Annotated in this window: 23 protein-coding genes and 1 riboswitch; of the genes, 10 read left to right on the forward strand and 13 right to left on the reverse strand. The window is 65.1% G+C overall.

All coding sequences use genetic code 11. From position 1 onward, the window contains the following. Positions 1–3: 3 nt before the first annotated feature. From AC0ZT5_RS10260 to cbiE, 5 genes are read right to left on the reverse strand one after another with little or no spacing between them, the layout of a single operon-like run. Positions 4–1,317, reverse strand: a complete 1,314-nt coding sequence (locus AC0ZT5_RS10260; protein WP_488496358.1) for a cobyrinic acid a,c-diamide synthase CobB — start codon at positions 1,315–1,317, stop codon at positions 4–6. Continuing rightward, positions 1,314–2,132: a uroporphyrinogen-III C-methyltransferase gene (gene cobA, locus AC0ZT5_RS10265; protein WP_488496359.1), complete on the reverse strand. Its 819-nt coding sequence runs from the start codon at positions 2,130–2,132 to the stop codon at positions 1,314–1,316. The genes AC0ZT5_RS10260 and cobA overlap by 4 nt, the downstream gene beginning before the upstream one ends. Further along, the gene (gene cobM / locus AC0ZT5_RS10270) at positions 2,129–2,893 is read right to left on the reverse strand and encodes a precorrin-4 C(11)-methyltransferase (RefSeq protein ID WP_477228771.1); all 765 of its coding nucleotides are present in this window, start codon (positions 2,891–2,893) and stop codon (positions 2,129–2,131) included. The genes cobA and cobM overlap by 4 nt, the downstream gene beginning before the upstream one ends. Further along, complete coding sequence (locus tag AC0ZT5_RS10275; RefSeq protein ID WP_488496360.1) at positions 2,890–3,276, reverse strand: cobalamin biosynthesis protein; 387 nt, start codon at positions 3,274–3,276, stop codon at positions 2,890–2,892. Before AC0ZT5_RS10275 ends, cobM begins: the two co-directional genes overlap by 4 nt. Continuing rightward, positions 3,273–4,514 carry a precorrin-6y C5,15-methyltransferase (decarboxylating) subunit CbiE gene (cbiE, locus tag AC0ZT5_RS10280; protein WP_488496361.1) on the reverse strand — a complete coding sequence of 414 codons (1,242 nt, stop codon included), beginning with the start codon at positions 4,512–4,514 and terminating at the stop codon, positions 3,273–3,275. The genes AC0ZT5_RS10275 and cbiE overlap by 4 nt, the downstream gene beginning before the upstream one ends. A gap of 1 nt (position 4,515) precedes the next feature. On the opposite strand from cbiE, the gene AC0ZT5_RS10285 reads away from it, so the two are divergent. Next, positions 4,516–5,268, forward strand: coding sequence for a cobalt-precorrin-6A reductase (locus AC0ZT5_RS10285; RefSeq protein ID WP_488496362.1), 753 nt, complete (start codon positions 4,516–4,518; stop codon positions 5,266–5,268). Here AC0ZT5_RS10285 and AC0ZT5_RS10290 read toward each other — a convergent pair. The 8 genes from AC0ZT5_RS10290 to AC0ZT5_RS10325 all read right to left on the reverse strand — a co-directional run bounded on the left by AC0ZT5_RS10290 (position 5,256) and on the right by AC0ZT5_RS10325 (position 15,406). After that, entirely contained in the window at positions 5,256–6,020 is a 765-nt protein-coding gene (locus AC0ZT5_RS10290) for a precorrin-3B C(17)-methyltransferase (protein WP_488496363.1), read from the reverse strand. The genes AC0ZT5_RS10285 and AC0ZT5_RS10290 overlap by 13 nt on opposite strands. Then, positions 6,017–6,775 carry a precorrin-2 C(20)-methyltransferase gene (locus AC0ZT5_RS10295; protein WP_488496364.1) on the reverse strand — a complete coding sequence of 253 codons (759 nt, stop codon included), beginning with the start codon at positions 6,773–6,775 and terminating at the stop codon, positions 6,017–6,019. The genes AC0ZT5_RS10290 and AC0ZT5_RS10295 overlap by 4 nt, the downstream gene beginning before the upstream one ends. Further along, a complete protein-coding gene (locus tag AC0ZT5_RS10300; protein ID WP_488496365.1) occupies positions 6,772–7,404 on the reverse strand; it encodes a precorrin-8X methylmutase in 633 nt (210 codons plus the stop codon). The genes AC0ZT5_RS10295 and AC0ZT5_RS10300 overlap by 4 nt, the downstream gene beginning before the upstream one ends. 2 nt (positions 7,405–7,406) lie before the next feature. Further along, positions 7,407–8,921 (reverse strand): precorrin-3B synthase, encoded by a 1,515-nt coding sequence (gene cobG / locus AC0ZT5_RS10305; RefSeq protein WP_488496366.1) that lies wholly within the window; start codon positions 8,919–8,921, stop codon positions 7,407–7,409. Continuing rightward, complete coding sequence (locus AC0ZT5_RS10310; protein WP_488496367.1) at positions 8,918–12,445, reverse strand: cobaltochelatase subunit CobN; 3,528 nt, start codon at positions 12,443–12,445, stop codon at positions 8,918–8,920. Before AC0ZT5_RS10310 ends, cobG begins: the two co-directional genes overlap by 4 nt. A gap of 18 nt (positions 12,446–12,463) precedes the next feature. Further along, a complete protein-coding gene (cobW, locus tag AC0ZT5_RS10315; RefSeq protein WP_488496368.1) occupies positions 12,464–13,501 on the reverse strand; it encodes a cobalamin biosynthesis protein CobW in 1,038 nt (345 codons plus the stop codon). A gap of 2 nt (positions 13,502–13,503) precedes the next feature. Continuing rightward, positions 13,504–13,932, reverse strand: a complete 429-nt coding sequence (locus AC0ZT5_RS10320) for a DUF1636 family protein (RefSeq protein ID WP_488496369.1) — start codon at positions 13,930–13,932, stop codon at positions 13,504–13,506. A gap of 39 nt (positions 13,933–13,971) precedes the next feature. Next, positions 13,972–14,177: riboswitch (cobalamin riboswitch) on the reverse strand. Positions 14,178–14,206: 29 nt separating this feature from the next. Beyond that, positions 14,207–15,406: a winged helix-turn-helix domain-containing protein gene (locus tag AC0ZT5_RS10325; protein ID WP_488496370.1), complete on the reverse strand. Its 1,200-nt coding sequence runs from the start codon at positions 15,404–15,406 to the stop codon at positions 14,207–14,209. 330 nt (positions 15,407–15,736) lie between these two features. Between AC0ZT5_RS10325 and AC0ZT5_RS10330 the strand changes: the two genes are divergently transcribed. From AC0ZT5_RS10330 to nuoG, 9 genes are all read left to right on the forward strand, one after another. Then, on the forward strand, positions 15,737–16,102 hold the full coding sequence (locus AC0ZT5_RS10330; RefSeq protein WP_095087214.1) for an NADH-quinone oxidoreductase subunit A: 366 nt from the start codon (positions 15,737–15,739) through the stop codon (positions 16,100–16,102). Continuing rightward, positions 16,093–16,674 carry a NuoB/complex I 20 kDa subunit family protein gene (locus AC0ZT5_RS10335; RefSeq protein WP_488496371.1) on the forward strand — a complete coding sequence of 194 codons (582 nt, stop codon included), beginning with the start codon at positions 16,093–16,095 and terminating at the stop codon, positions 16,672–16,674. The genes AC0ZT5_RS10330 and AC0ZT5_RS10335 overlap by 10 nt, the downstream gene beginning before the upstream one ends. A 5-nt stretch (positions 16,675–16,679) precedes the next feature. Further along, positions 16,680–17,222, forward strand: a complete 543-nt coding sequence (locus tag AC0ZT5_RS10340; protein ID WP_488496372.1) for a hypothetical protein — start codon at positions 16,680–16,682, stop codon at positions 17,220–17,222. Further along, positions 17,219–17,824, forward strand: a complete 606-nt coding sequence (locus tag AC0ZT5_RS10345; protein ID WP_477289398.1) for an NADH-quinone oxidoreductase subunit C — start codon at positions 17,219–17,221, stop codon at positions 17,822–17,824. Before AC0ZT5_RS10340 ends, AC0ZT5_RS10345 begins: the two co-directional genes overlap by 4 nt. Before the next feature lie 9 nt (positions 17,825–17,833). Beyond that, positions 17,834–19,024: an NADH-quinone oxidoreductase subunit D gene (locus AC0ZT5_RS10350; protein WP_488496373.1), complete on the forward strand. Its 1,191-nt coding sequence runs from the start codon at positions 17,834–17,836 to the stop codon at positions 19,022–19,024. Then, the gene (locus AC0ZT5_RS10355; protein ID WP_488496374.1) at positions 19,025–20,308 is read left to right on the forward strand and encodes an NADH-quinone oxidoreductase subunit E; all 1,284 of its coding nucleotides are present in this window, start codon (positions 19,025–19,027) and stop codon (positions 20,306–20,308) included. Between the two features lie 10 nt (positions 20,309–20,318). After that, positions 20,319–21,623: an NADH-quinone oxidoreductase subunit NuoF gene (nuoF, locus tag AC0ZT5_RS10360; RefSeq protein ID WP_095087224.1), complete on the forward strand. Its 1,305-nt coding sequence runs from the start codon at positions 20,319–20,321 to the stop codon at positions 21,621–21,623. A 101-nt stretch (positions 21,624–21,724) separates the two neighbouring features. Continuing rightward, positions 21,725–22,423 (forward strand): NADH-ubiquinone dehydrogenase, encoded by a 699-nt coding sequence (locus AC0ZT5_RS10365; RefSeq protein WP_488496375.1) that lies wholly within the window; start codon positions 21,725–21,727, stop codon positions 22,421–22,423. A 73-nt stretch (positions 22,424–22,496) separates the two neighbouring features. Beyond that, positions 22,497–24,578 (forward strand): NADH-quinone oxidoreductase subunit NuoG, encoded by a 2,082-nt coding sequence (nuoG, locus tag AC0ZT5_RS10370; protein ID WP_488496376.1) that lies wholly within the window; start codon positions 22,497–22,499, stop codon positions 24,576–24,578.

Genomic DNA, 24,578 nt, shown 5'->3' on the forward strand with positions numbered 1-24,578 from the left:
GCTCTAGCCCCTCGCAATGGCGTGGAAGAAGGTGCCGCTGACATGGCCGCGTCGGTAACCCGAGGCGCCGATGGGGTTGCCCTGGCCGTCGGCGAGGTCGGCCAGCGCCTCGTCATTGCCGGTCGCGATCATCTGCGCGTAGTGGAATTCGTGGCCGCGGATCAGCGCGCCTTGCGTGCCCAGCGGACAATCGGCGCGCAGCCGCGCCTCGCGGTAACCGAGATTCATCTTCCGTTTGGCAAAGCTGGTGGAGTGACCGAGCAGGCCGAGCATTCCGTGCGTTTCGCCCGACGCGTCCTCCAGGGCTTCGCCGAGCACCATGAAGCCACCGCACTCGCCATGGACGGGCTTCGTCGCGGCGAACCTTGCCATTCCGGCGCGGAAATTCGTCGCGGCGGCGAGCTTGCCGGCATGGAGTTCGGGATAGCCGCCGGGCAGCCAGCAGACATCGCAGCCTTCGTCAGGTGCCTCGTCGGCGAGCGGCGAGAACGGGACGATCTCGGCGCCGGCCTTGCGCCAATAGGCCGCCACATGCGGATAGAGGAACGTGAAAGCGGCATCTTCAGCCAGTGCAATGCGCTGGCCGGGCGGCGATAGCGCGTCATCGAAGCCGCCGGGCGCCGGGGTGAGGGGTGTCGCCAAGGCCATGATGGCATCGAGATCGAGTGACTTTTCCGCCATGTCGGCCAGCCGGTCGAGATGCGCCATCAGGTCGTCATATTCGCCGGCCTGGACGAGGCCGAGATGGCGCTCGGGCAGGTTCAGTGTCGGATCGCGCAAGATGGCGCCGACAACGGGTAGGCCGATCGCCTCGATGGCATCGCCGGAGAGCCGGCGGTGGCGCTCGCTGCCCAGCCGGTTGAGCACAACGCCGGCCATACGCACGTCCGGGTCGTAAGTGGCAAACCCCTTGGCGACAGCGGCCGCAGTGGTCGACTGGCCGGAAACGTCGAGCACCAGCAGCACCGGCAGGCCATAGAGCCGGGCGAGGTCGGCTGCGGAGCCGTTGCGGCCGGGAGCCGCCGGAATGCCGTCGAACAGCCCCATGGCGCTTTCGAGGATGACGAGGTCGGTGTCGTCAGCCGCTTGCGCGGCCAGTGCGTTGAGCAGCGATGGCGGCATCGCCCAGCTGTCGAGATTGACGCCGGACAGCCCCGTGGCGGCGGTGTGGAAGCCAGGGTCGATATAGTCAGGGCCCGACTTGGCGCCACGTACTTTCAAGCCTCGCCGGGTCAGCGCGCGCAGGATGCCGATGGTGACGCTGGTCTTGCCCGAGCCGGAACGCGGCGCGCCGATGATGATCGCGCGGGCGCTCACGGGTTGCCCGCCAGTGCCGCGCGCATGGCGACGATGCCGCCAACGACGATCAGCGCCGGAGAGGTCAGCCCGGCGGCGGCGGCTTTCTCGGCAATGGTGGCGAGCGTGGCGACGACGGTCTGTTCCTGCGGCGTCGTCGCGGCAACGATCACTGCCGCCGGCGTCGACGGTGCCAGCCCTCCATCGAGCAATGCCGCGGCGATGAGGGGCAGATTGGCCATGCCCATATAGACCACGACGGGCTGGCCGGTGCGGGCGATTGCGCCCCAGTCGATATCGTCATCGGAACCGGCGGCGTGGCCGGTGGCCAGGATCACCGCCTTGTTGATGCCGCGCATGGTGGCGGGGATGCCGGTCGCGGCCAGCGCGCTCAGCCCCGATGTCAGGCCGGGCAGTACGCGGAACGGGATATGTTCCCGCGCCAACGCCAGGGCTTCTTCACCGCCACGACCGAAAATATAGGGATCGCCGCCCTTCAGCCTGACGACGCGGCGACCTTCGCGCGCCAGCCGGACCAGCAGGGCGGTGATGTCGTCCTGCTTCATCGACGGTTTTCCGCCGCGCTTACCGGCGAAGAAAAGCTCGGCGTTTGCGGCAACGGCGACGACATCGGAGGAGACCAGCGCGTCGTAGACCAGTGCATCCGCCTCGGCCAAGGCCGCCAGCACTTCCAGGGTCAGGCAGCCGGGGTCGCCCGGGCCGGCGCCGGCCAGCCAGACATGGCCGGGCTCAAGGCGGCGCGGCTTGAAATTCAGCCGGGACAATGCCTGCTCGAGCGTGGCGTTCTCGCCCTTGTTCCTGGTGCTGGCGCTCACAATCCGTCCCGTCCGCGAAAACGCCGCTGGTAGTGGGCGTCGTATAATGAACTCTCGCCAAAGCCTTCCGCCGCCAGCGAACGGCCGACGAAGATGATCGCCGTGCGCTCCATCGGATCGGCCGCGAGTTGTGCCTCGATTGTTTCCAGTGTGCCGGTCAGCACGCGCTCGTCCGGCCAGGAGGCGCGGAAGACGATCGCCACCGGGCAATCCCCACCATAGTACGGCGTCAGCTCGGCGACGACGCGGTCAATGGCGTGGATGGCAAGGTGAATGGCGAGCGTGGCGCCGGTGCGGCCGAAACCAGCCAGCGTTTCTCCAGGCGGCATCTTTGAGGCGCGGCCTGAGATGCGGGTCAGCACCAGGCTTTGCGCGACTTCGGGGATGGTCAGCTCGCGGCGAAGTGCTGCGGCCGCGGCGGCGAAGGAGGGGACGCCCGGCGTCAGCGTGTAGGGAATGCCGTGCTTCTCCAGCCGCCGGATCTGCTCGGCGACCGCGCTCCACACCGACAGGTCGCCGGAATGCAGACGGGCGACATCATGGCCGGCCTTGTGGGCCTCCAGATACGCGGCCTCGATCTCGTCGAGCGACATCGGCGCGGTGTCGATCAGTTTTGTCCCTGGCGCACAGTGCTGCAGCAATTCGGGCGCGACGATCGAACCGGCATGGAGGCAGACCGGGCAGCTTGCCAGCAGCCTGGCGCCACGCAGCGTGATGAGATCGGCGGCGCCTGGACCGGCACCGATGAAATGCACGGTCATGGCGCATCTCCGCTGATGGCGATGGCGCAGGTGACCGGGCCGAGCACTGTACGGGCTCCGAGCAGCCTTGCGCCCCTGCCGGCGACGGCAAGCGCGGATGCTTCGGAGACGGATGGCGTGCCGGCCAGATCCTGCGAGAGAACGGAATGGCTGAGCGTGGCTGATGAGACTGCCTCGATCGCGGCCGTGTCGGCGACGACGATCGGAAGATGGAGTTGATGCCCGGCAGCGAAAATAGCCTTTTCGTCCTGCTTCAGGGGAGCGGTCGCCAAGGCGGACAACGCCGTCATCGTCAGCCCATGCGTCTCCAGGGCGGTTTCTATCGCCGCGAGCACGTCTTCGACGCTCACGCCCTTTCGGCTGCCGATGCCCGCGACCATCATGGCTTCATCCAACTCCATTGGGTGATCGGCATGGCAGGCCGCCAGGCCTGCATCGAGCCGACCGGCGACGCGCGGGATATGTTTATGCGCGTAAGGTCGCCGCCAAGCGAGACGTGACGGGCGAGAAGCAGGGTTTCCATCTCCAGCGTCACTGCGTTGGCGACGAGACGACCACCGGCTCGCAAGGCCTTGATGGCAGCGTTCAACACGCCGGTATCACTGCCGCCGCCGCCGATGAAAATCGCGTCCGGCGTGTCCAGCCTGGCAAGCGCCTTGGGTGCACTGCCCTCCACCACGATCAGGCCGGGAACGCCACAGGCAGCAGCGTTGCGGCCAATGCGGGTGGCGCGGATCGGGTCGGCCTCGATGGCGATGGCACGCATCGAAGGATGGGCGAGCATCCATTCGATGCCGACGGAACCGGAGCCGGCACCGATATCCCACAGCAACTCGCCGCGCCGTGGCGCCAGCGCCGACAGGGTGATGGCACGGATTTCGCGCTTGGTGATCTGGCCGTCATGGTCAAACAAATGATCGGCAAGGCCAACCGTGAGCGGCAGGACGCGCGCATCAGGCCCCGATTCAACGTCGATCGCCAAAACATTGAGCGGATTGATGTTTTCGAGGTCGAAGGCATTGGCGTGGGCCGAGCGCAGGTTTTCGTTTGGACCGCCCAGCGCCTCAAGAACCGTCAGCCGCGATGCGCCAAAGTCGAGTTCGACGAGCAGGCGCGCGATTGCAGCAGGCGCTTCGGCGTCCGACGTCAGCGCCAGGATGCGCGCGTTCGGCTGCAGCAGCGGCCGGATCAGGTCGAGCGGCCGGCCATGCAGCGACACGGTGTCGATATCCGGCAGCGGCCAGCCAAGGCGGGCCGCTGCCAGCGAAACGGCCGATGGTGCCGGGATGACATGCATCTCCTGCGCCTTCACCTTGCGGGCGAGGGTGGCGCCAACCCCATGGAAGAACGGATCGCCGGAGGCAAGCACGCACACGTTTCTGCCGGCAAGCGCCAGCACGTCGACCATATCGGCATCGAAAGGAACCGGCCATGGGCGCGCCTCGCCCTTGGCGAAGGAGGCGACAAGTGCGAGGTGCCGCTTGCCACCGAAGATGATTTCCGCCTTGGCGATCAGCCGCTTGGCCTCGTCGCCGAGACCCGCTAAACCATCCTCGCCGATGCCGACGACTGTAAGCCATCTTGAGTTGAGCTTGGCGCCGCGCGGACCTTCAGCAGGCATGATGACCCACCGCATTCTGATCCTCGGCGGAACCACGGAAGCCCGGCAGCTGGCCGGAAAACTGACGGCGCGCGCCTCGGTCACGCTGTCGCTGGCCGGCCGCACCGAAAGCCCGGCGGCGCAAGGGGTGCCGGTGCGAACCGGAGGGTTTGGCGGCGCCGATGGGCTGGCTGCCTATCTGCGGGACACGCGCACCGACCTTCTGATCGACGCAACCCATCCCTACGCAGCGCGAATCTCGGCCAATGCCGCGCAAGCCGCGCACGTGGCCGGTGTGCCTATTTTGGCCCTGAGGCGGCCGGGTTGGGAGCCTGTCGAAGGCGACCGCTGGACGCAGGTCGACACCGTCGGCGACGCCGTGCACGCGCTGGGTCCGGCGCCTCGTCGTGCCTTTCTGGCTCTGGGCCGGCAAGAGGTTGCCGCTTTCGAAGCTGCGCCCAAACATCACTATCTCATCCGCAGCGTCGATGCGGTCGAGCCGAAGCTGGCCGTTCCCGATGCTAACTATCTTTTGGCCCGGGGGCCGTTTCGCGAGGCGGAAGAACGCGCGCTGCTCGAAGAGCATCGCATCGACATCGTGGTGTCCAAGAACAGCGGCGGCGCGGCGACCTATGGAAAGATCGCCGCGGCGCGAGCACTTGGCATCGAGGTTGTCATGGTCCGCAGGCCGGCCCTGCCGGATGTTCCTTCGGCTGAAACCGTCGAAGCGCTGGCCGCCATTGTCAACCAGTTCGGGGCCGATCATCTTCTCTGACCCGTGGACGAGCGCGGCGTGTAGACCAGCGCGGGTCTGTCGTCGCGCTTGATGATCCTGGTTTCTGGCGAGCCGATGATGATGCAGGTCGCCATGTCGGCCTTTTGCGCGTCGACATCGGCCAGCAGAGTGACTTCGATACGCTCATCCGGACGGCCGGCGGCGCGGCCGAAAATCACCGGCGTGGTTCCCGGCAGGATCGCGGTTAGGCATTCGAAGGCGCGGCCGAGCTGCCAGGGGCGCGCCTTGCTGATCGGATTGTAGAGCGCGATGACGAAGCCGGCGCCGGCCGCCGCCAGTAGGCGCAGCTCGATCAGCTCCCACGGCTTCAGATTGTCGGACAGCGAAATGGCGCAGAAATCATGACCGAGCGGGGCGCCGATGCGGGCGGCAACGGCGAGCATGGCGGTGATGCCGGGCACCACGGCGACATCGACCGCACGCCATTCAGCCGGGCCGGCCTCGATCGCCTCGCAGACGGCAGCCGCCATGGCGAAGACGCCGGGATCGCCACCGGACACGACGGCGACGTCATGGCCTTCGGCGGCTTTGGTCAGGGCGTCCTTGGAGCGGGCGAGTTCCTCGCGGTTGTCAGAGGCAACGCGAGTCTGGTCCGGGCGCAACTCGAGCCGATCGAGATAGGGCTTATAGCCGTAGAAGAACGCGGCCTGCGCCACGGCGCGGCTGGCCTCAGGCGTCACCTGATCGGCATTGCCGGGTCCGAGCCCGATGACGGTGAGACGGCCGCTCATGCCTGCGCTCCCAAGGCGCCGGGCCGCCCGGACCAGCCGGCGACCAGCACGATGGCAAAATAAGGCGCCCTGTCGTCCTGCTTGTCGGCAAGTCGCATCGAGACGCTGCCGGTCATGGTGCCGCGCTCGACATAGACGGCGCGCGCCAGCTTGCCGGTTGCCTCCAGCGCCCGCCTGATCTTGGGCAGGTTGCGGCCGACCTTCATGATGACGGCGGCGTCGGTGTCGGCCAGCCGGCGGGTGAGCTCGAACTCGCTCATCGTACCCGGCAGCACGGTCAGCACATCGTCGCCCTGGACGATCGGCAGGCCGGTCGCCGACCAGCAGCCGGACATGGCGGTGACGCCGGGAATGACCTCGGTGGGGAAACGATGGGCGAGCCGCACATGCAGATGCATGTAGGAGCCGTAGAACAGTGGGTCGCCTTCGGACAGCACGGCAACCATCTTGCCTGCTTCGAGGTGCTGGGCGACCTTCTCGGCGGACTCCTCGTAGAAACCGGTGATCTGCGAGCGGTAGTCGTCGTGATCCTTGTCGATTTCGGTGGTGACGGGATAGAGCAGCGGCAGTTCCGTCATGCCCGGGCGGAACTGCGCTTCGACGATGGCGCGCGCATTGCTGTTGTTGCCGCGTTTGGCGAAATACGCCACGACATCGGCCTCGGCCAAGGCCCGTGCAGCCTTCAGCGTCAACAGTTCGGGGTCGCCGGGACCGGTGCCTACGCCGACGAGACGGCCTTTGGGGAGCGCGTTCACAGGCCAGGCCTCGCCAAGGCGTTGAGTGCGGCGGCAGTCATCGCGCTGCCGCCAAGCCGGCCGCGCACGATGGCATAGGGCACGGCATAGGAATTCTCGGCGAGCGCATCCTTGGATTCGGCCGCGCCGACGAAGCCGACCGGCATGCCGATGATCGCTGCCGGCTTCGGCGCACCGTCGCGCAGTTTTTCCAGCAAATAGAAGAGCGCGGTCGGCGCATTGCCGATGGCAACCACCGAACCGGCCATGCGCTCGCCCCAAAGGTCGATGGCGGCCGCGGAGCGTGTATTGCCGATCTCCCTGGCGATTTCGTGTGTGCGCGGGTCGCGCAAGGTACAGATCACTTCGTTGCCGGCCGGCAGCCTGGCGCGGGTGACCCCATGCGAGACCATCTCGGCGTCGCAGAAGATCGGCGCACCAGCCGAAAGTGCCGTGCGCGCGGCGGCAACGAAATCCGTCGAAAAGACAAAATGGCTGGCAGCTTCAACCTGGCCGCAGGCATGGATCATGCGGATGGCGACATCGGCCTCTGCTTCGGAGAAGCGCGACAGGTCGGCCTCGGCGCGAATGATGGCGAAGGAGCGCTCGTAGATCGCCGTGCCGTCGTGGATGTAGTCGTAGGCGGCCATGCTTATTCCTGTCGGTAAGCCCCGGCGATGCCGGCCGTGCCAAGCCTTGTCAGGCAAGCGGCGGCGGTTTCGCCGGGAAGTCGTGCGCTGCGGATCGCCGCCGCGACGCGGCTGATGCCGCGCGCGGCGTCATAGCCCGGCCTGTAGCTGGCAGGAAGGCCCTTTGCCGTCGCGTTCACGACAAGTCCGGCTCCGTTTTCGCCGCCGACCAAGGTGAGCGCTGCTTTGCCCGGATGGGCGCAGCCCTTGGCGCAGCCGGAAATGTGCAGGGTGAAGTCGAGGATGTCGGCATTTTCAACGGCAATCGCCTCGGCAATGTCGCGCGTGGCGATCCGGCCGGAGGCGCAGGCCGGCGTACCGGGGCAAGCGGCGATGCGTGTGCGCGGATCGGCGGCGTCGATGACGAATCCGAGGGTGGCGGCGTTGTCTTGAAGGGGCTTGTTGGCGGCCGCCGGCTGGCCGAGGAAGAGCAAGGCGCGGCCGGGGGCGAGGCGGATTTCCGACGTGCCGAGCGCGAGGGCGTTTTGGGCAAGGCCGATGATCTCGTCCGCCGGCATGCTGCCATAGGGGAGGGCGATGCCGAGGGCGACGCCAGAGGCGGCGAGGTCGAAAGTTCCGATTGGAGAGCGAGTCGATGGCGCAGGATAGCGATCCTGCCTACCCCCCGCTGTCCTGCCGGACATCTCCCCCACAAGGGGGGAGATCGGCAGTTCTGCCGCCGGCTCTCCTTTTGGACGCTGAGTGATTGCTGCAACTGCGACTAGCGAAAGCGGAGATGAGAGCGCAATCTCCCCCCTTGCGGGGGAGATGTCCGGCAGGACAGAGGGGGGTGGGACGGAGTGCCAACTTGCAAGAGAAGCCAGCTGCCTCTCGGTCAAATCCCTTGCATGGGCGTCGCGACCCTTCTCGGCAATCATCCTGAGCACGGCAACGGCAATATCGCGTGCAGCATTGTCTTCCACCGTAGCCAGCGGCCTCGCATTCGGCCCATCACCCGCGACAGAAACCAGCCACCGAACTCCCGCATCGGTGCGCGCTGCGGCAAGCCGCACATCGGCCGTCACCGGATCCAGTCGAAGCTGCCCGCCGCCGTCGACAACTACCGAAACCTTCGGGCCAAGCCGTTGAACGAGCCCGGCTTCTTCGACCGCTGCCTTGATCCGTTCAGCCAGCGGCCGGGGATCGGCGACTTCCAGCGGATCGATGCCGGCCAGCGGCCCGGTCTCGACCGGCACGCCGGTGCGCACCGCGATATCAAGCGCATCGACCTCTGTCGCCAGCAGCGACGCGCTTTCCGGTGTCAGGCCGCGTATCTGCAAACTGCCGCGCGCGGTGACTTCCATGATGCCGTTGCCGTGCCGCAGGGCGGATTCGGCGAGTGCGATCAAAAGCTTTGGTGACAATCCTTCAGAAGATGGGCCTCCAGCAACCGGGTTGAGCCGCACCAGCAGGCCATCGCCGGTCTGCATGGGGGCTGCCAGAGCAGGGCAGGCTCCGCGACGCGAGAAGGCGTTCATGCCGCGACCCCAAGCGCTTCAGCCTCGGCAATCAGGGCGGTGAGGTCGTCGTCGATGGAATTGCGCAAGGGATGCCAGAGCCCACGTCGGCGTGCCGACAGGAAGCGCTCGGCGATGACTTTGGCTGCTGCAGGGTTCTCGCGCAGGATGAAGGCGCGCACCATGGGGTCGCCCAGATAGGCATCGTGAACGGCCTCGATCAGGGTGCCCGATATGGCATGGGTCGTTTCGGCAAAGCCGACCAGCCGGTCAACGGTTTCGGCGAATTCGGAGGCGCCGCGCGGGCCGTGGCGCATCTGCCCTGATATAAAGCGGGCATTGACGGCGCGGGCCCGTACGACGCGGGCCACCGCCTGGCCCACCGAACGCGGCTTCGGCTTTTGCGGATCGGTAGTGTCGAGCACGATGACATCGGCATTCCTGCCAAGCGCCGCAAGCGCTGCCGAAAATCCGCCGATGAAGGCGACGTCGGCGGAGCCCTCTAGGATATCGCGGCCGGGATCGTCGCCGGTGTGGACGAGAAGATCGGCTTCGGCGATGCGGCCCTCGAAGGCGCCGGGTGCCAAGACGCCTTCGCCCCCTGCGCCGCCATAGGCATGCGAGGTGGCATCGAGATAGGCGCGGCCGATCTCTTCGCGCGCCGCCCAATCGCCGCTCGACAGCAAGTCCTCGACGCCGGCGCCGTAGGTACCGGGCGAAGTGCCGAAGATGCGCGGGCTGATCTTGCCATCCGCGCGGGTCTTGGCCGCCAGCGGGTTTTCCGAATCCTCCTCGTCGCGGGCGGCAACGGCGTTGGCCGCGGCATCGATAAGCGCGATCTGGGTTGGGAACATGTCTCGAAACAGGCCGGAAATGCGCCAGGTGACGTCGACGCGTGATCGGCCGACGGTTGCCGGCGGCAGCACCTCGATGCCGGTGATGCGGCCGGTCGCGGCATCCCATTGCGGCCGGCAGCCCATCAGGGCCAGGCCTTGCGCGATCTCCTCGCCGCCGGTGCGCAACGAGGCCGAGCCCCAGAGATCGATGACCAGCGAACGCGGCCAGTCGCCATGCGACTGCATATAGCCACGCACCACTTCTTCCGCCGCCGCCTTGCCGAGGTCATAGGCGGTCGGCGTCGGCATGGTGCGCGGATCCGACGTGAACAGGTTGCGGCCGGTGGGCAATACATCGGCGCGGCCGCGCGCCGGCGCTCCTGCCGGGCCGGCCTTGACGTGACGGCCATCGAGCGCTGCGAGCAGCGCCGCCTTCTCGGCTGCCGCGCTTTGACGTCGGATGGCGTCAGGCTCGTCCTCGGAGGCGCGGCCGTAGATATGAAGCCCGTCCTTGATGGCGAAATCCTTGAGGTCGCAAAGCCAGGCGTCGATGCGGCGCAACGCCTCGTCGGGCGCGTCGGTCTTGGCGACGCCCGCTTCGGACGCGAGGCCGGTCTTCTGGGCGGTGTCGACGATCAGCTTTGCCAGACGATCTCGGCGGCGGCGGTCGAGCCCATCGGCCTGGGCATACTCGTCGACCAGCCGTTCGAGCCTGTGCTGATCCTCGTCCAGTCCGGCGCCGGTCAGCGGCGGCGGCAGATGGCCAAGGGTGACGGCGGCGATGCGCCGCTTGGCCTGTGCGGCTTCGCCGGGGTTGGAGACGATGAAGGGATAGATCACAGGCAGCGGGCCGGTGACGATCTCGGGAAAGCAGTTTTCCGAGAGCGCAACCGTCTTGCCCGGCAGCCATTCCAGCGTGCCATGGGCGCCGACATGGACAAGCGCATGAACGCCGAGCGACTTGCGCAGCCACAGGCCGAAAGCGATCAGCGCATGGCGCGGCGGCAGCGTCGGGTCGTGATAATCGGCGCGGCGGTCCGACGAGCGGCCGCGATCGGGGGCGAGCGCCACGGTGATGTTGCCGAAGGTGGCTGCGCGGAAGGGGAACTGCCTTGAACGCTGGTGTTCCTTCCCACCCCCCTCTGTCCTGCCGGACATCTCCCCCGCAAGGGGGGAGATCGGGCCCTTATCTCTGCTTTCGCCAATTACAACGATAGCCGGGAGAGAGCCGTCTGTGGAACTGCTAATCTCCCTCCTTGCGGGGGAGATGTCCGGTAGGACAGAGGGGGGTGCCTCGCACAAACCAGTCTCGTCTTGCGCCTTCCCCCAAGCAGCCTCTACGGCAGCCGTTGCCACCCTCGGCAATTCTGTCGAACGGTCGAGATAATCCGCCAGCTTCAGCCCTTGCCCGACCACTTCCAGCAAATCCAGCAACTCACGCGGCGTTTGCGGTATCCCGTCAACGGCATAGCCCTGTCCCTTGAGGTCATGCAGCATCGCCAGCACGCTGGACGGCACGTCGAGGCCGACGGCATAGCCGGTGCGGCCGGGAGCACTCGGGTAGTCGGGGATCAGGATGGCCAGCTTGCATTGGGCGCGCGGCGTTTCTTGCAACCTGATGAAGGCTGCGACACGGTCCGCGACTTGCGCCACACGATCGGGCTCCGGCCGGTTGGCGAAGGCGCGGTGACCAAGTGCGGGATCGACCTCGCTCTCGCCCTTGAAGGAAATGGCGCCGGCAAGGATGCGGCCGTCGAGTTCGGGCAGCACGACATGCATTGCGAGGTCGGCGGGCGCCAGGCCACGCTGGTTGTTTTCCCAGATGTCGCGTGAGGTGGTGGCGACGATGACCTGGAACACAGGCACGCCGGCGCGGTCGAACAGGGTTTCGACGCCGGGTTCGGCTCCGGACGCGAAGGCGGTCGCGGTGATGATGGCAGCGGGCTTCAGTGCGGCCAGTGCGGTTTCCACAAACGCCAGGGATGCCGGTTCCTTGAGGCTAGAGACGAAGATGGGGACCGGGTTGATGCCGCGCTGCCTGAGCGCTTCAAAAAGGGCGTCGATCGGTGCGACATCGGCGGCCAGCAGCATCGAGCGGTAGAACAGGATGGGGATCACAGCGTTTACCCGCCCCTCGAGGGGGAAGGGGACGACGCCGCGGCCCGGCTCATAGTAGCCAGCCTTCGGTACCGCGACAGGCGCCGAAATTGTTGCTTCAGACCCGGCCAGCCGCGCCAGCTTCTGCACCAGCGCGCTCATATTGGCCGGGCCGCCCTCGCGAAAATAGTCGAGCAGGCCGTCCAGTTCTTCGCGCGGCAGTGTCGAGGCCTCGATCAGGCGCAGATCCTCGTCGCGGCATTCGCCGGGCAGCAGCGCCAGTTTTATGCCGCGCGCGCGGGCGGTCGAGGCAAGCTGGTCGCAGCCGTAACGCCACCAATCGTAGCCGCCGAGGATGCGCACTAGGATGACCTTGGCGTGGCGGGCGACGCTGTCGACCCAGAGGTCGACGGACATGGGATGGCGCAGGTCACGCAGGGCCGCCAGCCGCATCGAGGGTGGGCGGCTGGCATCGGCCTTCCACGCCGCCGCCAGTCCGGCAAGATCGCTGTCGGTGAAGGACAGGGCCACGATATCCGCCGGCGTCTGCCGCAGATCGACCGGCTCGGCGAGATCGTCGAGCGAGGCGGAGGTCGTGGTGAGGATGTGCATCGCGGCCCGTGGTTTGCGTCAGCCGGCGAGTATACGCTCGATCGCCGGGCGGTTCAGCCCCTTGAGGCCGATGACGACGAGACGCGAGCGGCGGTCATCGCCGGCCGTCCAGGCGCGGTCATAGTAGTGATTGACGCGCGGTCCCACGGCTTGCAGCAAGAGCCGCATCGGCTTGCCGCCGACCTCGACGAAGCCTTTCACGCGCAGCACGTTTTCTTCCTCGGCGGCGGTAGCAACGCGCTTTGCCAGCTCATCCGGATTGGCGATCGAGGCAATGTCGATGACGAAGGAATCGAAGTCGTCGTGCTCGTGGTCAAGTTCGTCGTCGTGATGGGTCTTGCGGTTCTCGATGTCGTCTTCGACGGCAAGACCAAGGCCGAGCAGCACCGAGGGATCGACCTTGCCCTGTGACGTCGGCACGATCTTCACAGCGCGAGCGATGTGCTCGTTGATGATGGCGTTGGCGCGGGCGGAGTCGGCGGCGTCCATCAGGTCGCTCTTCGACAGGATGATCAGGTCGGCGCAAGCGATCTGATCCTCGAACACTTCCTCGACCGGATCGTCGTGATCGAGCGTCTGGTCCTGCGCACGCTGTGCCTGAAGGGCGTCCATGTCGTTGGCGACGCGGCCCTCGGCGAGTGCGGGACCGTCGACCACGGCGATGACACCATCGACGGTCACCCGGCTCTTCACCGTTGGCCACTGAAAAGCCTGGACCAGTGGCTTGGGCAGAGCGAGACCTGAGGTCTCGATCAGGATATGGTCGACCTTCGGCGTCAGCGACAGGATCTGGTCGAGCGCCGGCACGAAATCGTCGGCAACGGTGCAGCAGATGCAGCCATTGGCCAGTTCGACGATGTTTTCCTCAGGGCACGTGTCGATGCCGCAGCCCTTCAGGATCTCGCCGTCGATGCCAATGTCGCCGAATTCGTTGACGATGATGGCGATCCGCTTGCCACCGGCGTTTTCCAGGAGATGGCGGATCAGCGTCGTCTTACCGGCGCCGAGGAAGCCGGTGACGACGGTGCAGGGGACGCGGGAGACGGAAGCAGTCATGATCAGTCCTTCAGCAGGTCGAGGGGAGGGATGCGGGCCACGAGGCCGCGCTTGAGGCTGTCGGGACGGCCGCGCCATGGGATCAGGCCGTCGGTCGAGGTGGCGAAGAGTTTTGCGCCAGTGACGAGGTCGGCACCGCTGGTTGCAGTCAAGTCGCCGAAGACGTAGCTCCAGCAGCCATCGCGCAGGATGGCGGCACTGAGCCGGCGCTTGCAATTGCCGAGGCATTCGACGCTGCGGACGCGGATGTCTTCGCCAGAGGCGGCGCGGCGCGTGTCGTCCGCCAGAAGTTCGCCGGCGCGGGGATGGGCATCGGAACCGGTTTCATCACGACAGGAGGCACAGACGATGACGGTCACGCCGGCAAGGGCATCGGTCGCGCCGGACGAATTGTCCGCTGTGCCAGCGGAATAACTGCTGTCGTGGTCCAAAAATCGGGCTCCTTGCCCGGAAACCCGCCGGGCGATCGGATTCTATAGTCGCAGACGGCAGGTCTCCTGGCTCGCGGGTCATCGCCTTGGGTAGCCGCCTTCCCGGGATCATCCCAGTGGCTTTCGGCCTCGGCTCTTCGCTTACAGTTGCGGGGACAGCCGCGGATTTGAAATCGGAATTTCGCACCGCATTCCCTCTTGGCTCCTCTCGTTGAAGAGAAGAGACCGTCTGGAGCTGATTTAGGCTTTTGCGGGTAGCGGTGTCAACGCGGGCTTACGACACGGTCAAGTCGGCCAGCGCCGGACCCAAATCACCGGCTGATGTCACTTCTATACGCTCAAGGCCGAGCCAGCCCTGCATCTGCTTCAGTTCCTCGAAGAGTTCTGCTGCGGTTTCAGGCGGCGCGCCGGGCTCGGCATAGGCCGCATGAACGCGCAAGACACCGGCCGGCCGGTCGGCCTTGAGGTCGACTCGCGCCACGATCCTGTCGCCGAACAGGAACGGCAGGACGTAGTAGCCGTATTGGCGCTTTTCGGCCGGGGTGTAGATCTCGATGCGGTAGTGGAAATCGAACAGCCGCTCGGTGCGCGACCGTTCGAAGACGACCGGATCGAACGGCGCCAGCAGGGCGCGGGCCTCGATTTTCCGCGGCAGACGGGCGTCGCTGTGAAGGTAAGCCGGCTTGTCCCAGCCTTCGACACGCACCGGCAACAGCTCGCCGAGTTCGACCAGTTCCTCCAGTCGGCCCTTCATGTCGGCTGGGGATAGGCGGAAATAGTCGCGCAGGTCGCCTGATGTCGCGATGCCGTGGGCGCGGGCCGAGATACGCAGCAACTCGCGGTGCGCGTCCTCGGCGGCCGGCACCGGCAGGTCGAGGATCGCCTGCGGCAGCACGCGGTCCGGCAGATCGTAGAACCGCTCGAAACCGCGGCGATGCGCCGTGGTGATGCGCCCGGCCCAGAACAGCCATTCGAAGGCATGCTTGGCATGGCTCCAGCCCCACCAGCCGCCCGAACCTTTCTGGCCTTCGAGCGCGGAAGCGGCGATCGGACCGCGATCGGCGACTTCCCTATAGATTTCCTCGATGTAGCCAGCGTGTTCGCGGCCCCATTTTGCCAGGCCGAGATACATTTCATCGCCGCGCTCGGCCCGCTGCATGCGCCAGCGCATCAGCGGATATGTCTCGACCGGCAGGAAGGAGGCTTCGTGCGCCCAGTATTCGAACACCGTGCGCTTGCGCGTTACGGCCGCATTGTCGAGCAAGGCGAGCGGGTAGGGGCCAAGGCGCGAATAGAGCGGCATATAGTGGGCGCGCACCACCGCACTGACGGAATCGATCTGCAGCAGGCCGGTCCGGGCCAGCACGCGGGCGAAATGGCGGCGGTCGGGCGTACCAGCGGGGCGGGGATCGAGAAACCCCTGGGCGGCGAGCGCGATGCGCCGGGCCATGGCAAGCGAGATCTTTTCCTTCATTCGGATGGGACTCTGATGGTGTCAGCTGACGTTTTGGCTGGTGATTCCGGCCCATGCTAGCAGGGTTTTGGCGGCAACCATGTCAGGAGACAAAAGTGGAGTAAAAAACGAAGGAAATCAAACAGGAGCGGATCGGACCTGTTTCCTCGGATATGCCGTCCAGCACCGCGTTTTGAACAAGGTTTGACTTGCTTCGCTGGAAGTGCTGCGCTAACCCTCGCCGCGTTGCAGCATAGGCCCTTAAAACGGTTCAGCGGTTAAACTGTCACGCTTCCGCATTAGGGTCCGGTGCTGTAATCAACGTGGATTGGCGCCAACGGAAAGCCGAGCATGAACGCACTTCTAGGTTCATACCTGCCCATCGTCCTGTTCATCGGCGTGGCACTGGTCGTCGGGCTGGCGCTGCTGGCCGCCCCCTTCCTGGTCGCCTACCGCAATCCCGATCCCGAAAAGCTTTCCGCCTACGAGTGCGGTTTCAACTCGTTCGACGACGCCCGCATGAAATTCGACATCCGTTTCTACCTGGTGTCGATCCTGTTCATCATCTTCGATCTGGAAGTGGCTTTCCTGTTTCCGTGGGCGGTGTCCTTTTCGAAGATCGGCATGCTCGGCTTCTGGTCGATGATGGTCTTTTTGGCGGTGCTGACCATCGGCTTTGCCTATGAATGGAAAAAAGGAGCGCTGGAATGGGATTGAACGACAGTTCCGGCACGCTCGTCGCGCCGAAGCCCAAGGGCCTGATCGATCCCAACACCGGCAAGCCGGTGGGGTCCGACGATCCGTTCTTCCTCGAGATCAACAACGAATTGGCCGACAAGGGCTTTCTCGTCACCTCGACTGAGGCGCTGATCACCTGGGCGCGCAGCGGTTCGCTGATGTTCATGACGTTCGGCCTCGCCTGCTGCGCGGTCGAGATGATCCACACTTCGATGCCGCGCTACGATTCGGAACGGTTCGGCGTTGCGCCGCGCGCGTCTCCGCGCCAGTCCGACATCATGATTGTCGCCGGCACGCTGACCAACAAGATGGCGCCGGCGCTGCGCAAGGTCTACGACCAGATGCCGGAGCCGCGCTACGTCATCTCGATGGGCTCCTGCGCCAATGGCGGCGGCTACTATCACTATTCCTATTCGGTGGTGCGCGGCTGCGACCGCGTCGTGCCGGTCGATATCTATGTGCCCGGCTGCCCGCCGAGCGCCGAAGCGCTGCTTTACGGCATTCTTCTCTTGCAGAAGAAGATCCGACGCACCGGCACGATCGAACGGTAGTCGTCATGGGCAAAGAGCAAATTATCTATGGCAACCCTGAGCCTTGGCTGGGGTTAACGTTCAAAACCTTGGATCAGCGATTCGACGTATATGAATCGGATAAGCGGTTTTATTCTTCCGAGTTCTCAACTGATACAAAATTTGGAGATGCTGGTCTCGGTATCGACATCTTATTGAATGACTGGGAGGCCAAGCCCACAGGCGACCCCCGAGCAGTTTTTTATTACGGTGACGTGAGACTGCGGTCGCTCGGTGATCGAACTAAGAATCTAGTTGCAGAAATGTCGGCCAGGCTTTCGTACAGGGGCTCGTCCGCCAATGGAGCGGCAAGCGAAAAATTGTTTGTGGAATGCGTTGCGCTGAATGGCGACCCGGCAAATCTGGAGGCCCGGCCGCTTGTCGGAAAGTTATTTTTTGGCGAACCGGGTGGTGACGATGAATGTCAAATTTTTTTGACCATTGATGCGGTTAAAGAGAGCGGCTGGTTTGGTGAGAAAGACGCGGACGACTCGTGCAAGGTCTTAGGTTGGTTGGCGAGGTTGTCATGACCGCATCCCTGAGCGAACTGTCGACCTATCTCGGCGAGAAGCTGATCGGCCGCGTGAATGACGCGGCGATCGCTTACGGCGAACTCACCGTCCATGTCGAGCCGCGCAATCTGGTCGAGGTGATGACCTTCCTGCGCGACGACGCGCGCTGCCTGTTCATCTCGATCATCGACGTCTGCGGCGCCGATTATCCGTCGCGGGCCAAGCGCTTCGACGTCGTCTATCACCTGCTGTCGCCGAAGCAGAACGTGCGCATCCGCGTCAAGGTCCAGGCCGACGAGGAAACAATGGTGCCGTCGATCACCGGCGTCTATCCCGGCGCTGACTGGTTCGAGCGCGAGACCTACGATCTTTATGGGGTGCTGTTCTCGGGCCATCCCGACTTGCGGCGCCTGTTGACCGATTACGGTTTCGAAGGCCATCCACTGCGCAAGGATTTCCCGCTCACCGGCTTCGTCGAGGTGCGCTACGACGACGAGGCCAAGCGCGTCATCTACGAGCCGGTCGAGCTCAAGCAGGAATTCCGCAATTTCGATTTTCTCTCGCCATGGGAAGGGACGGATTACGTCCTGCCGGGCGATGAAAAAGCCAAGACGAATTGAGGCGCCAGAATGGCCGAAACCTCCGTCCGCAACTTCAACATCAATTTCGGCCCGCAACACCCTGCGGCGCATGGTGTTTTGAGGTTGGTTCTCGAACTCGATGGCGAAGTCGTCGATCGCGTCGATCCGCATATCGGGCTGCTGCATCGCGGCACCGAAAAGCTGATGGAGGCCAAGACCTATCTGCAGGCGATCCCCTATCTCGATCGGCTCGACTATTGCGCTCCGATGAACCAGGAGCACGCCTTCGCGCTGGCCGCCGAGCGCCTGCTCGGCATCGACGTGCCGAAGCGCGGCCAACTGATCCGCGTGCTCTACTGCGAAATCGGCCGCATCATGTCGCACATCCTCAATGTGACGACGCAGGCGATGGACGTCGGCGCGCTGACGCCGCCGCTGTGGGGCTTCGTCGAGCGCGAAAAGCTGATGGTGTTTTATGAACGCGCCTCCGGCTCGCGCATGCATGCGGCCTATTTCCGCCCCGGTGGCGTCCACCAGGACCTGCCGCAGAAGCTGGTCGAGGATATCGGCAAGTGGATTGATCCATTTCTAAAGTCGATCGACGACCTCGATCAGTTGCTCACCGGCAACCGCATCTTCAAGCAGCGCAATGTCGACATCGGCACGGTTTCGCTGGCCGATGCCTGGGCCTGGGGCTTTTCGGGCGTGATGGTACGAGGTTCGGGCGCGCCCTGGGACCTGCGCAAGTCGCAGCCCTATGAATGCTATTCGGAGATGGATTTCGACATTCCGATTGGCAAGAACGGCGACTGTTTCGACCGTTACCTCGTGCGCATGGAAGAGATGCGCCAGTCGGCCAAGATCATGCGCCAGTGCGTCGACCTTTTGCTCGGCAAGGAAAGCACCGGCCCCGTGTCGAACCTCGACGGCAAGGTGGTGCCACCGAAGCGCCAGGCGATGAAGCGCTCGATGGAAGCGCTGATCCATCACTTCAAGCTCTACACCGAGGGCTACCGCGTGCCCGCCGGCGAGGTCTATGCGGCGGTCGAAGCGCCAAAGGGCGAGTTCGGCGTCTATCTCGTGTCCGACGGCTCCAACAAACCCTACCGCTGCAAGCTGCGGGCGCCCGGTTTCGCGCATCTGCAGGCGATGGATTTCCTCTGCCGCGGCCACATGCTGGCCGACGTCACCGCCGTTCTCGGCTCCCTCGACATCGTGTTTGGTGAGGTCGATCGCTAAATGTCAGTCCGCCGTCTCGCAGAAGCCAGCGTCCAGCCAGCGTCCTTTGCCTTCAACCGGGCGAACGCGGCGGCGGCGAAGCAATGGCTCAAGAAGTACCCCAAGGGCCGTGAGCAGTCGGCCATCATTCCGCTTTTGATGCTGGCGCAGGAGCAGGAAGGCTGGGTGACGAAGGCGGCGATCGAGACGATTTCGGACATGCTCGGCATGCCCCGTATCAGGGGGCTGGAAGTAGCCACCTTCTATACGCAATACCAGCTGAGCCCGGTCGGCACCCGCGCCCATATCCAGGTCTGCGGCACCACGCCCTGCATGCTGCGCGGCTCGGAAGCACTGATGGATGTGTGCCGCTCCAGGATCCATCACGACCAGTTCCACACCAACGACAAGGGCACCTTGTCGTGGGAAGAGGTCGAGTGCCTTGGCGCCTGCGTCAACGCGCCGATGGTGATGATCTTCAAGGATACGTTCGAGGATTTGACGCCCGAGCGGCTGGCCGAAATCATCGATCTCTATGACGCCGGCAAGGGCGCTTCGGTGACGCCCGGACCGCAGGACGGCCGCACCGGCTCGGAGCCGGCCTCCGGCCTCACGACCCTGAAGAGCGAAAAGGCGATCCTCAAGTCGACCCGCGACAGGGAAGCCAGGGAGGCAACCAAGGCCGCGAAGGCGGCGCCCGACGCGATAATCGCCACGGTCGCGCCCGCTGCCTCCCCTGTCGCGCCGTCCAATGCCAGCAAGCCGAAGACCGATGCGCCTGAAACCAGCCCGGCGTTGAAGACGCCTTCAAAGACCAAGGTCGCGCCGGCAGTTGAAAAGGCGGCGAGCGTTTCGGCCCCACTGCATTCGGCCGCCAATGCCAACAAGGCGGCCCCCGAAGTCGAGCAGGTTTCCAAGCAGCGCAATGGTCCGAGGACCAAGGCCGAGCCGGCAGCCGCCTTCAAGGCGCCGGAGGTCAAGGTGCCAGCCGCGAAGGCTGAGAAGCCGGCCAAGCCGTCGCTCGAGGACAAGAACCGCCCGGCCGGCATCGAGAGGCCGGCGCTGGTCGACGACCTCAAGTTGATCTCTGGTGTCGGCCCGAAGATCGAGGGCGTCCTGCATTCCCTGGGCATTTTCACCTTCTCGCAGGTTGCTTCCTGGAAGAAGGCCGAGCGCGAGTGGGTGGACGGTTATCTCGCTTTCCACGGCCGCATCGATCGCGACGACTGGGTCAAGCAGGCCAAGGCGCTCGCCAAGGGTGGCGTCGCCGAATACATCCGCGTCTTCGGCAAGAAGCCGGTCTGAGGGACGAAAAATGCTTCAGGACAAAGACCGCATCTTCAACAACATCTACGGCCTCTTCGACAAGTCGCTGGCCGGCGCGATGGCGCGCGGCGCCTGGGACAACACGCCCGGCATCGTCGCCAAGGGGCGCGAGTGGATCGTCAACGAGATGAAGGCATCCGGCCTGCGCGGGCGTGGCGGCGCCGGCTTTCCGACGGGCCTGAAATGGTCGTTCATGCCCAAGCAGAGCGACGGCCGGCCGAGCTACCTTGTCATCAATGCCGACGAATCCGAGCCCGGCACCTGCAAGGATCGCGACATCCTGCGCAATGACCCGCACACGCTGGTCGAAGGCGCGCTGCTCGCCGGCTTCGCCATGGGTGCGATTGCCGCCTACATCTATGTTCGCGGCGAGTTCATCCGCGAGCGCGAGGCGCTGCAGCGGGCCATCGACGAGGCCTACGAAGCCAAGCTGATCGGCAAGAACAACACGTCCGGCTACGACTTCGACATCTACATGCACCATGGCGCCGGCGCCTATATCTGCGGCGAGGAGACGGCGCTGCTCGAAAGCCTCGAAGGCAAGAAGGGCCAGCCGCGGCTGAAGCCGCCATTTCCGGCCAATGTCGGCTTGTATGGTTGCCCGACAACCGTGAACAATGTCGAATCCATCGCTGTTGCGCCGACCATCCTGCGCCGCGGTGCGGCCTGGTTCTCGTCCTTCGGCCGGCCCAACAATGTCGGCACCAAGCTTTTTTGCGTCTCAGGCCACGTCAACAACCCGTGCACGGTCGAAGAGGCGATGTCGATCCCGTTCCGCGAGCTGATCGAGACGCATTGCGGCGGCATTCGCGGCGGCTGGGACAATCTCCTGGCGGTCATACCGGGCGGCGCCTCGGTGCCGCTGGTGCCGGCAGAGCAGATCATCGACACGCCGATGGATTTCGACGCGTTGCGCGACCTCAAATCCGGCCTCGGCACGGCGGCTGTCATCGTCATGGACAAGTCGACCGATATCGTGAAGGCGATCGCGCGGCTTTCCTACTTCTACAAGCACGAGAGCTGCGGCCAGTGCACGCCGTGCCGTGAAGGCACCGGCTGGATGTGGCGGGTGATGGAGCGGCTGGTGCGCGGCGAAGCGCAGAAGCGCGAGATCGACATGCTGCTCGACGTCACCAAGCAGGTCGAGGGCCACACGATCTGCGCGCTGGGCGATGCGGCGGCATGGCCGATCCAGGGCCTGATGCGGCATTTCCGCGGCGAGGTGGAACGCCGCATCGACGAGTTTTCGCGCAATGCGCACCGGGCCGAGCCGGTGATGGTGGCGGCGGAATAGAGACTTTGTGAATTCGGGCGAAAGCCCGGAGCGGAATGCGGGCAAGTGCCCGATTTGAGACAACCGGGGCGGGCGAACGAAGAAACGACCAGGAGATATCTATGGCGCCGTATTCGACACCCTACTCATTGATGCCCAATTTGGACCAGTTCGAGAAGATGAACCAGGATCTGACCAGGATGATGCCAAAGGAGATGGCGAGCGCCGTCAACCTTCTCGCGCATCCTGTGGCGGGTGCCGCGGCGATGTCGGCGCTCGGTATCGGGTTGGCGAACCACGCCTTCGGCATCTGGCTGGGCGCACTCTCGGGGGCTGCCGAAGCCTCGCAACGGCTGCTGCAGCCGATCGTCGATGATTTCGAGGCGCGCACCGAGCGCTTCCCGGAGACGGAAAAGAGCGCCTCCAAGGCCGCTCGCGCGGCGACCAAGACCTTGATCGCCGAAGCGCAATCCTTCGCGCAGGACGTGACTGACATGGTTGCCAGGGAGGCAGCCGACGCAGTGCCGGTCGCCGATGGCGGCCCAGCAGCAGGCCCGGCTCCGGCCGGGTTGATGCCGGAGGATTTCAGGCAGCCGAAGGCTATGGACAGGCCGGAGCAGCCTTCGGACCTCAAGGCGATATCGGGCATCGGTCCGAAGCTGGAGAAGGTTCTCAACGGCTTGGGCATCTGGACATATGACCAGATCGCGGCCTGGGCGCCGGAAGAGGTTGCCTGGGTCGAGGACTATTTGTCGCTCGCCGGCCGCATCGTCCGTGACGATTGGACTGCCCAGGCGGCGGCACTCGCTGTCGGGAAATGATTGAAATGCCGGGTACGGTTTCGACCCTGCCCGGGACAAGAGATTGCGGGAAATCCGCAGGGGTTTGAGGCGAATGGCAAAGCTCAAGGTCGACGGGAAAGAGATCACTGTACCCGACCACTACACGCTGCTGCAGGCGGCGGAAGACGCTGGCGCGGAAGTGCCGCGTTTCTGCTTCCATGAGCGGTTGTCGATCGCCGGCAATTGCCGCATGTGCCTGATCGAGGTGAAGGGCGGGCCGCCCAAGCCGCAGGCCTCCTGCGCCATGGGCGTGCGCGACCTGCGCCCCGGCCCGAATGGCGAGGCGCCGGAAATCTTCACCAACACGCCGATGGTCAAGAAGGCCCGCGAGGGCGTGATGGAATTCCTGCTGATCAACCATCCGCTGGATTGCCCGATCTGCGACCAGGGCGGCGAATGCGACCTACAGGACCAGGCGATGGCCTTTGGTGTCGATTCCTCGCGCTATCACGAGAACAAGCGCGCAGTCGAAGACAAGTATATCGGCCCGCTGGTCAAGACGGTGATGAACCGCTGCATCCATTGCACGCGCTGCGTCCGCTTCACCACCGAAGTCGCCGGCATTTCCGAACTCGGCCTGATCGGCCGTGGCGAGGACGCCGAGATCACCACCTATCTCGAACAGGCGATGACCTCGGAGCTGCAGGGCAATGTCATCGACCTTTGCCCGGTCGGCGCGCTGACCTCGAAGCCGTTCGCCTTCCAGGCGCGGCCGTGGGAGCTGACCAAGACCGAATCCATTGATGTGATGGACGCCGTCGGCTCGGCGATCCGCGTCGACAGCCGCGGCCGCGAAGTGATGCGCATCCTGCCGCGCGTCAACGAGCAGGTGAACGAGGAGTGGATCTCCGACAAGACCCGCTTCATCTGGGATGGTCTGCGCACGCAGCGCCTCGACCGCCCCTATGTGCGCAAGGATGGCAGACTGGCACCGGCCAGCTGGGCCGAGGCCTTTGCCGCGATCAAGGATGCGGTGTCGAAGGCGGCACCCGAAAAGATCGGCGCCATTGCAGGCGATCTGGCCGCGGTCGAGGAAATCTACGCGCTGAAGCTGCTGATGGCTTCGCTCGGTTCGAAGAACACCGACTGCCGTCAGGACGGCGCCGCACTCGATCCGGCGCTCGGCCGGGCCAGCTATATCTTCAACGCGACCATCGAGGGCATCGAGCAGGCCGACGCGGTGCTGATCATCGGCGCCAACCCGCGCTATGAAGCCTCGGTGCTCAACGCCCGCATCCGCAAGCGCTGGCGGATCGGCAATCTGCCGGTCGGCGTCATCGGCGATGTCGGCGACACACGCTACGACTACGAACAACTGGGCGCCGGACCGGATTCACTGAAGGATCTGGCCGACGGCAACGGCAAGTTCTTCCAGACGCTGAAGAAGGCGACGCATCCGCTGATCATCGTCGGCCAGGGCGCGCTAGCGCGCGCCGATGGTGCGGCCGTGCTCGGCCAGGCGGCAAGCCTCGCCGCCGCCGTCAACGCCGCTAGGGCGGACTGGAACGGCTTTGCAGTGCTGCACAATGCGGCCGGTCGCGTCGGCGGCCTCGATCTCGGCTTCGTGCCGGGCGAGGGCGGCAAGAACGTCGCCGGCATGCTGGGCGAGATGGAACTGCTGTTCCTGCTCGGCGCCGACGAAATCGACATGGCCAAGACCGGCGGCGCCTTCGTCGTCTATATCGGCACGCATGGCGACCAGGGTGCGCACCGCGCCAATGTCATCCTGCCGGCGGCAGCCTACACCGAAAAGTCGGCCACCTATGTCAACACCGAAGGCCGCGTGCAGCAGACCAACCGCGCCGGCTTCGCGCCGGGCGATGCGCGTGAAGACTGGGCGATCCTGCGGGCGCTGTCGGACGTGCTGGGCAAGAAGCTGCCGTTCGATTCGCTGTCGCAGCTGCGTGCGAAGCTCTACGGCGAATTCCCGCATCTGGCCCGCATCGATCATGTCGCGGCCGGCAATGCCGAGGACATCGCCAAGGTGGCGAAACTCGGCGGGCGGCTGAACAAGGGCACCTTCACCTCGCCGGTCACGGACTTCTACCTGACCAACCCGATCGCGCGGGCATCGGCCGTGATGGCGGAATGCTCGGCACTGGCCAAGAGCGGCTTCAAGCAGGCGGCGGAATAA

The organism is Mesorhizobium sp. CNPSo 4670, assembly GCF_057784235.1.

Bases quoted from the DNA above. Each gene is read 5' to 3' on its own strand.
- cobM (WP_477228771.1), bottom strand. From the start codon at position 2,893: ATGACCGTGCATTTCATCGGTGCCGGTCCAGGCGCCGCCGATCTCATC.
- AC0ZT5_RS10275 (WP_488496360.1), bottom strand. From the start codon at position 3,276: ATGATGGTCGCGGGCATCGGCAGCCGAAAGGGCGTGAGCGTCGAAGAC.
- cbiE (WP_488496361.1), bottom strand. From the start codon at position 4,514: ATGCCTGCTGAAGGTCCGCGCGGCGCCAAGCTCAACTCAAGATGGCTT.
- AC0ZT5_RS10285 (WP_488496362.1), top strand. From the start codon at position 4,516: ATGACCCACCGCATTCTGATCCTCGGCGGAACCACGGAAGCCCGGCAG.
- AC0ZT5_RS10290 (WP_488496363.1), bottom strand. From the start codon at position 6,020: ATGAGCGGCCGTCTCACCGTCATCGGGCTCGGACCCGGCAATGCCGAT.
- AC0ZT5_RS10300 (WP_488496365.1), bottom strand. From the start codon at position 7,404: ATGGCCGCCTACGACTACATCCACGACGGCACGGCGATCTACGAGCGC.
- cobG (WP_488496366.1), bottom strand. From the start codon at position 8,921: ATGAACGCCTTCTCGCGTCGCGGAGCCTGCCCTGCTCTGGCAGCCCCC.
- AC0ZT5_RS10310 (WP_488496367.1), bottom strand. From the start codon at position 12,445: ATGCACATCCTCACCACGACCTCCGCCTCGCTCGACGATCTCGCCGAG.
- cobW (WP_488496368.1), bottom strand. From the start codon at position 13,501: ATGACTGCTTCCGTCTCCCGCGTCCCCTGCACCGTCGTCACCGGCTTC.
- AC0ZT5_RS10325 (WP_488496370.1), bottom strand. From the start codon at position 15,406: ATGAAGGAAAAGATCTCGCTTGCCATGGCCCGGCGCATCGCGCTCGCC.
- AC0ZT5_RS10330 (WP_095087214.1), top strand. From the start codon at position 15,737: ATGAACGCACTTCTAGGTTCATACCTGCCCATCGTCCTGTTCATCGGC.
- AC0ZT5_RS10335 (WP_488496371.1), top strand. From the start codon at position 16,093: ATGGGATTGAACGACAGTTCCGGCACGCTCGTCGCGCCGAAGCCCAAG.
- AC0ZT5_RS10340 (WP_488496372.1), top strand. From the start codon at position 16,680: ATGGGCAAAGAGCAAATTATCTATGGCAACCCTGAGCCTTGGCTGGGG.
- AC0ZT5_RS10345 (WP_477289398.1), top strand. From the start codon at position 17,219: ATGACCGCATCCCTGAGCGAACTGTCGACCTATCTCGGCGAGAAGCTG.
- AC0ZT5_RS10350 (WP_488496373.1), top strand. From the start codon at position 17,834: ATGGCCGAAACCTCCGTCCGCAACTTCAACATCAATTTCGGCCCGCAA.
- AC0ZT5_RS10355 (WP_488496374.1), top strand. From the start codon at position 19,025: ATGTCAGTCCGCCGTCTCGCAGAAGCCAGCGTCCAGCCAGCGTCCTTT.
- nuoF (WP_095087224.1), top strand. From the start codon at position 20,319: ATGCTTCAGGACAAAGACCGCATCTTCAACAACATCTACGGCCTCTTC.
- AC0ZT5_RS10365 (WP_488496375.1), top strand. From the start codon at position 21,725: ATGGCGCCGTATTCGACACCCTACTCATTGATGCCCAATTTGGACCAG.
- nuoG (WP_488496376.1), top strand. From the start codon at position 22,497: ATGGCAAAGCTCAAGGTCGACGGGAAAGAGATCACTGTACCCGACCAC.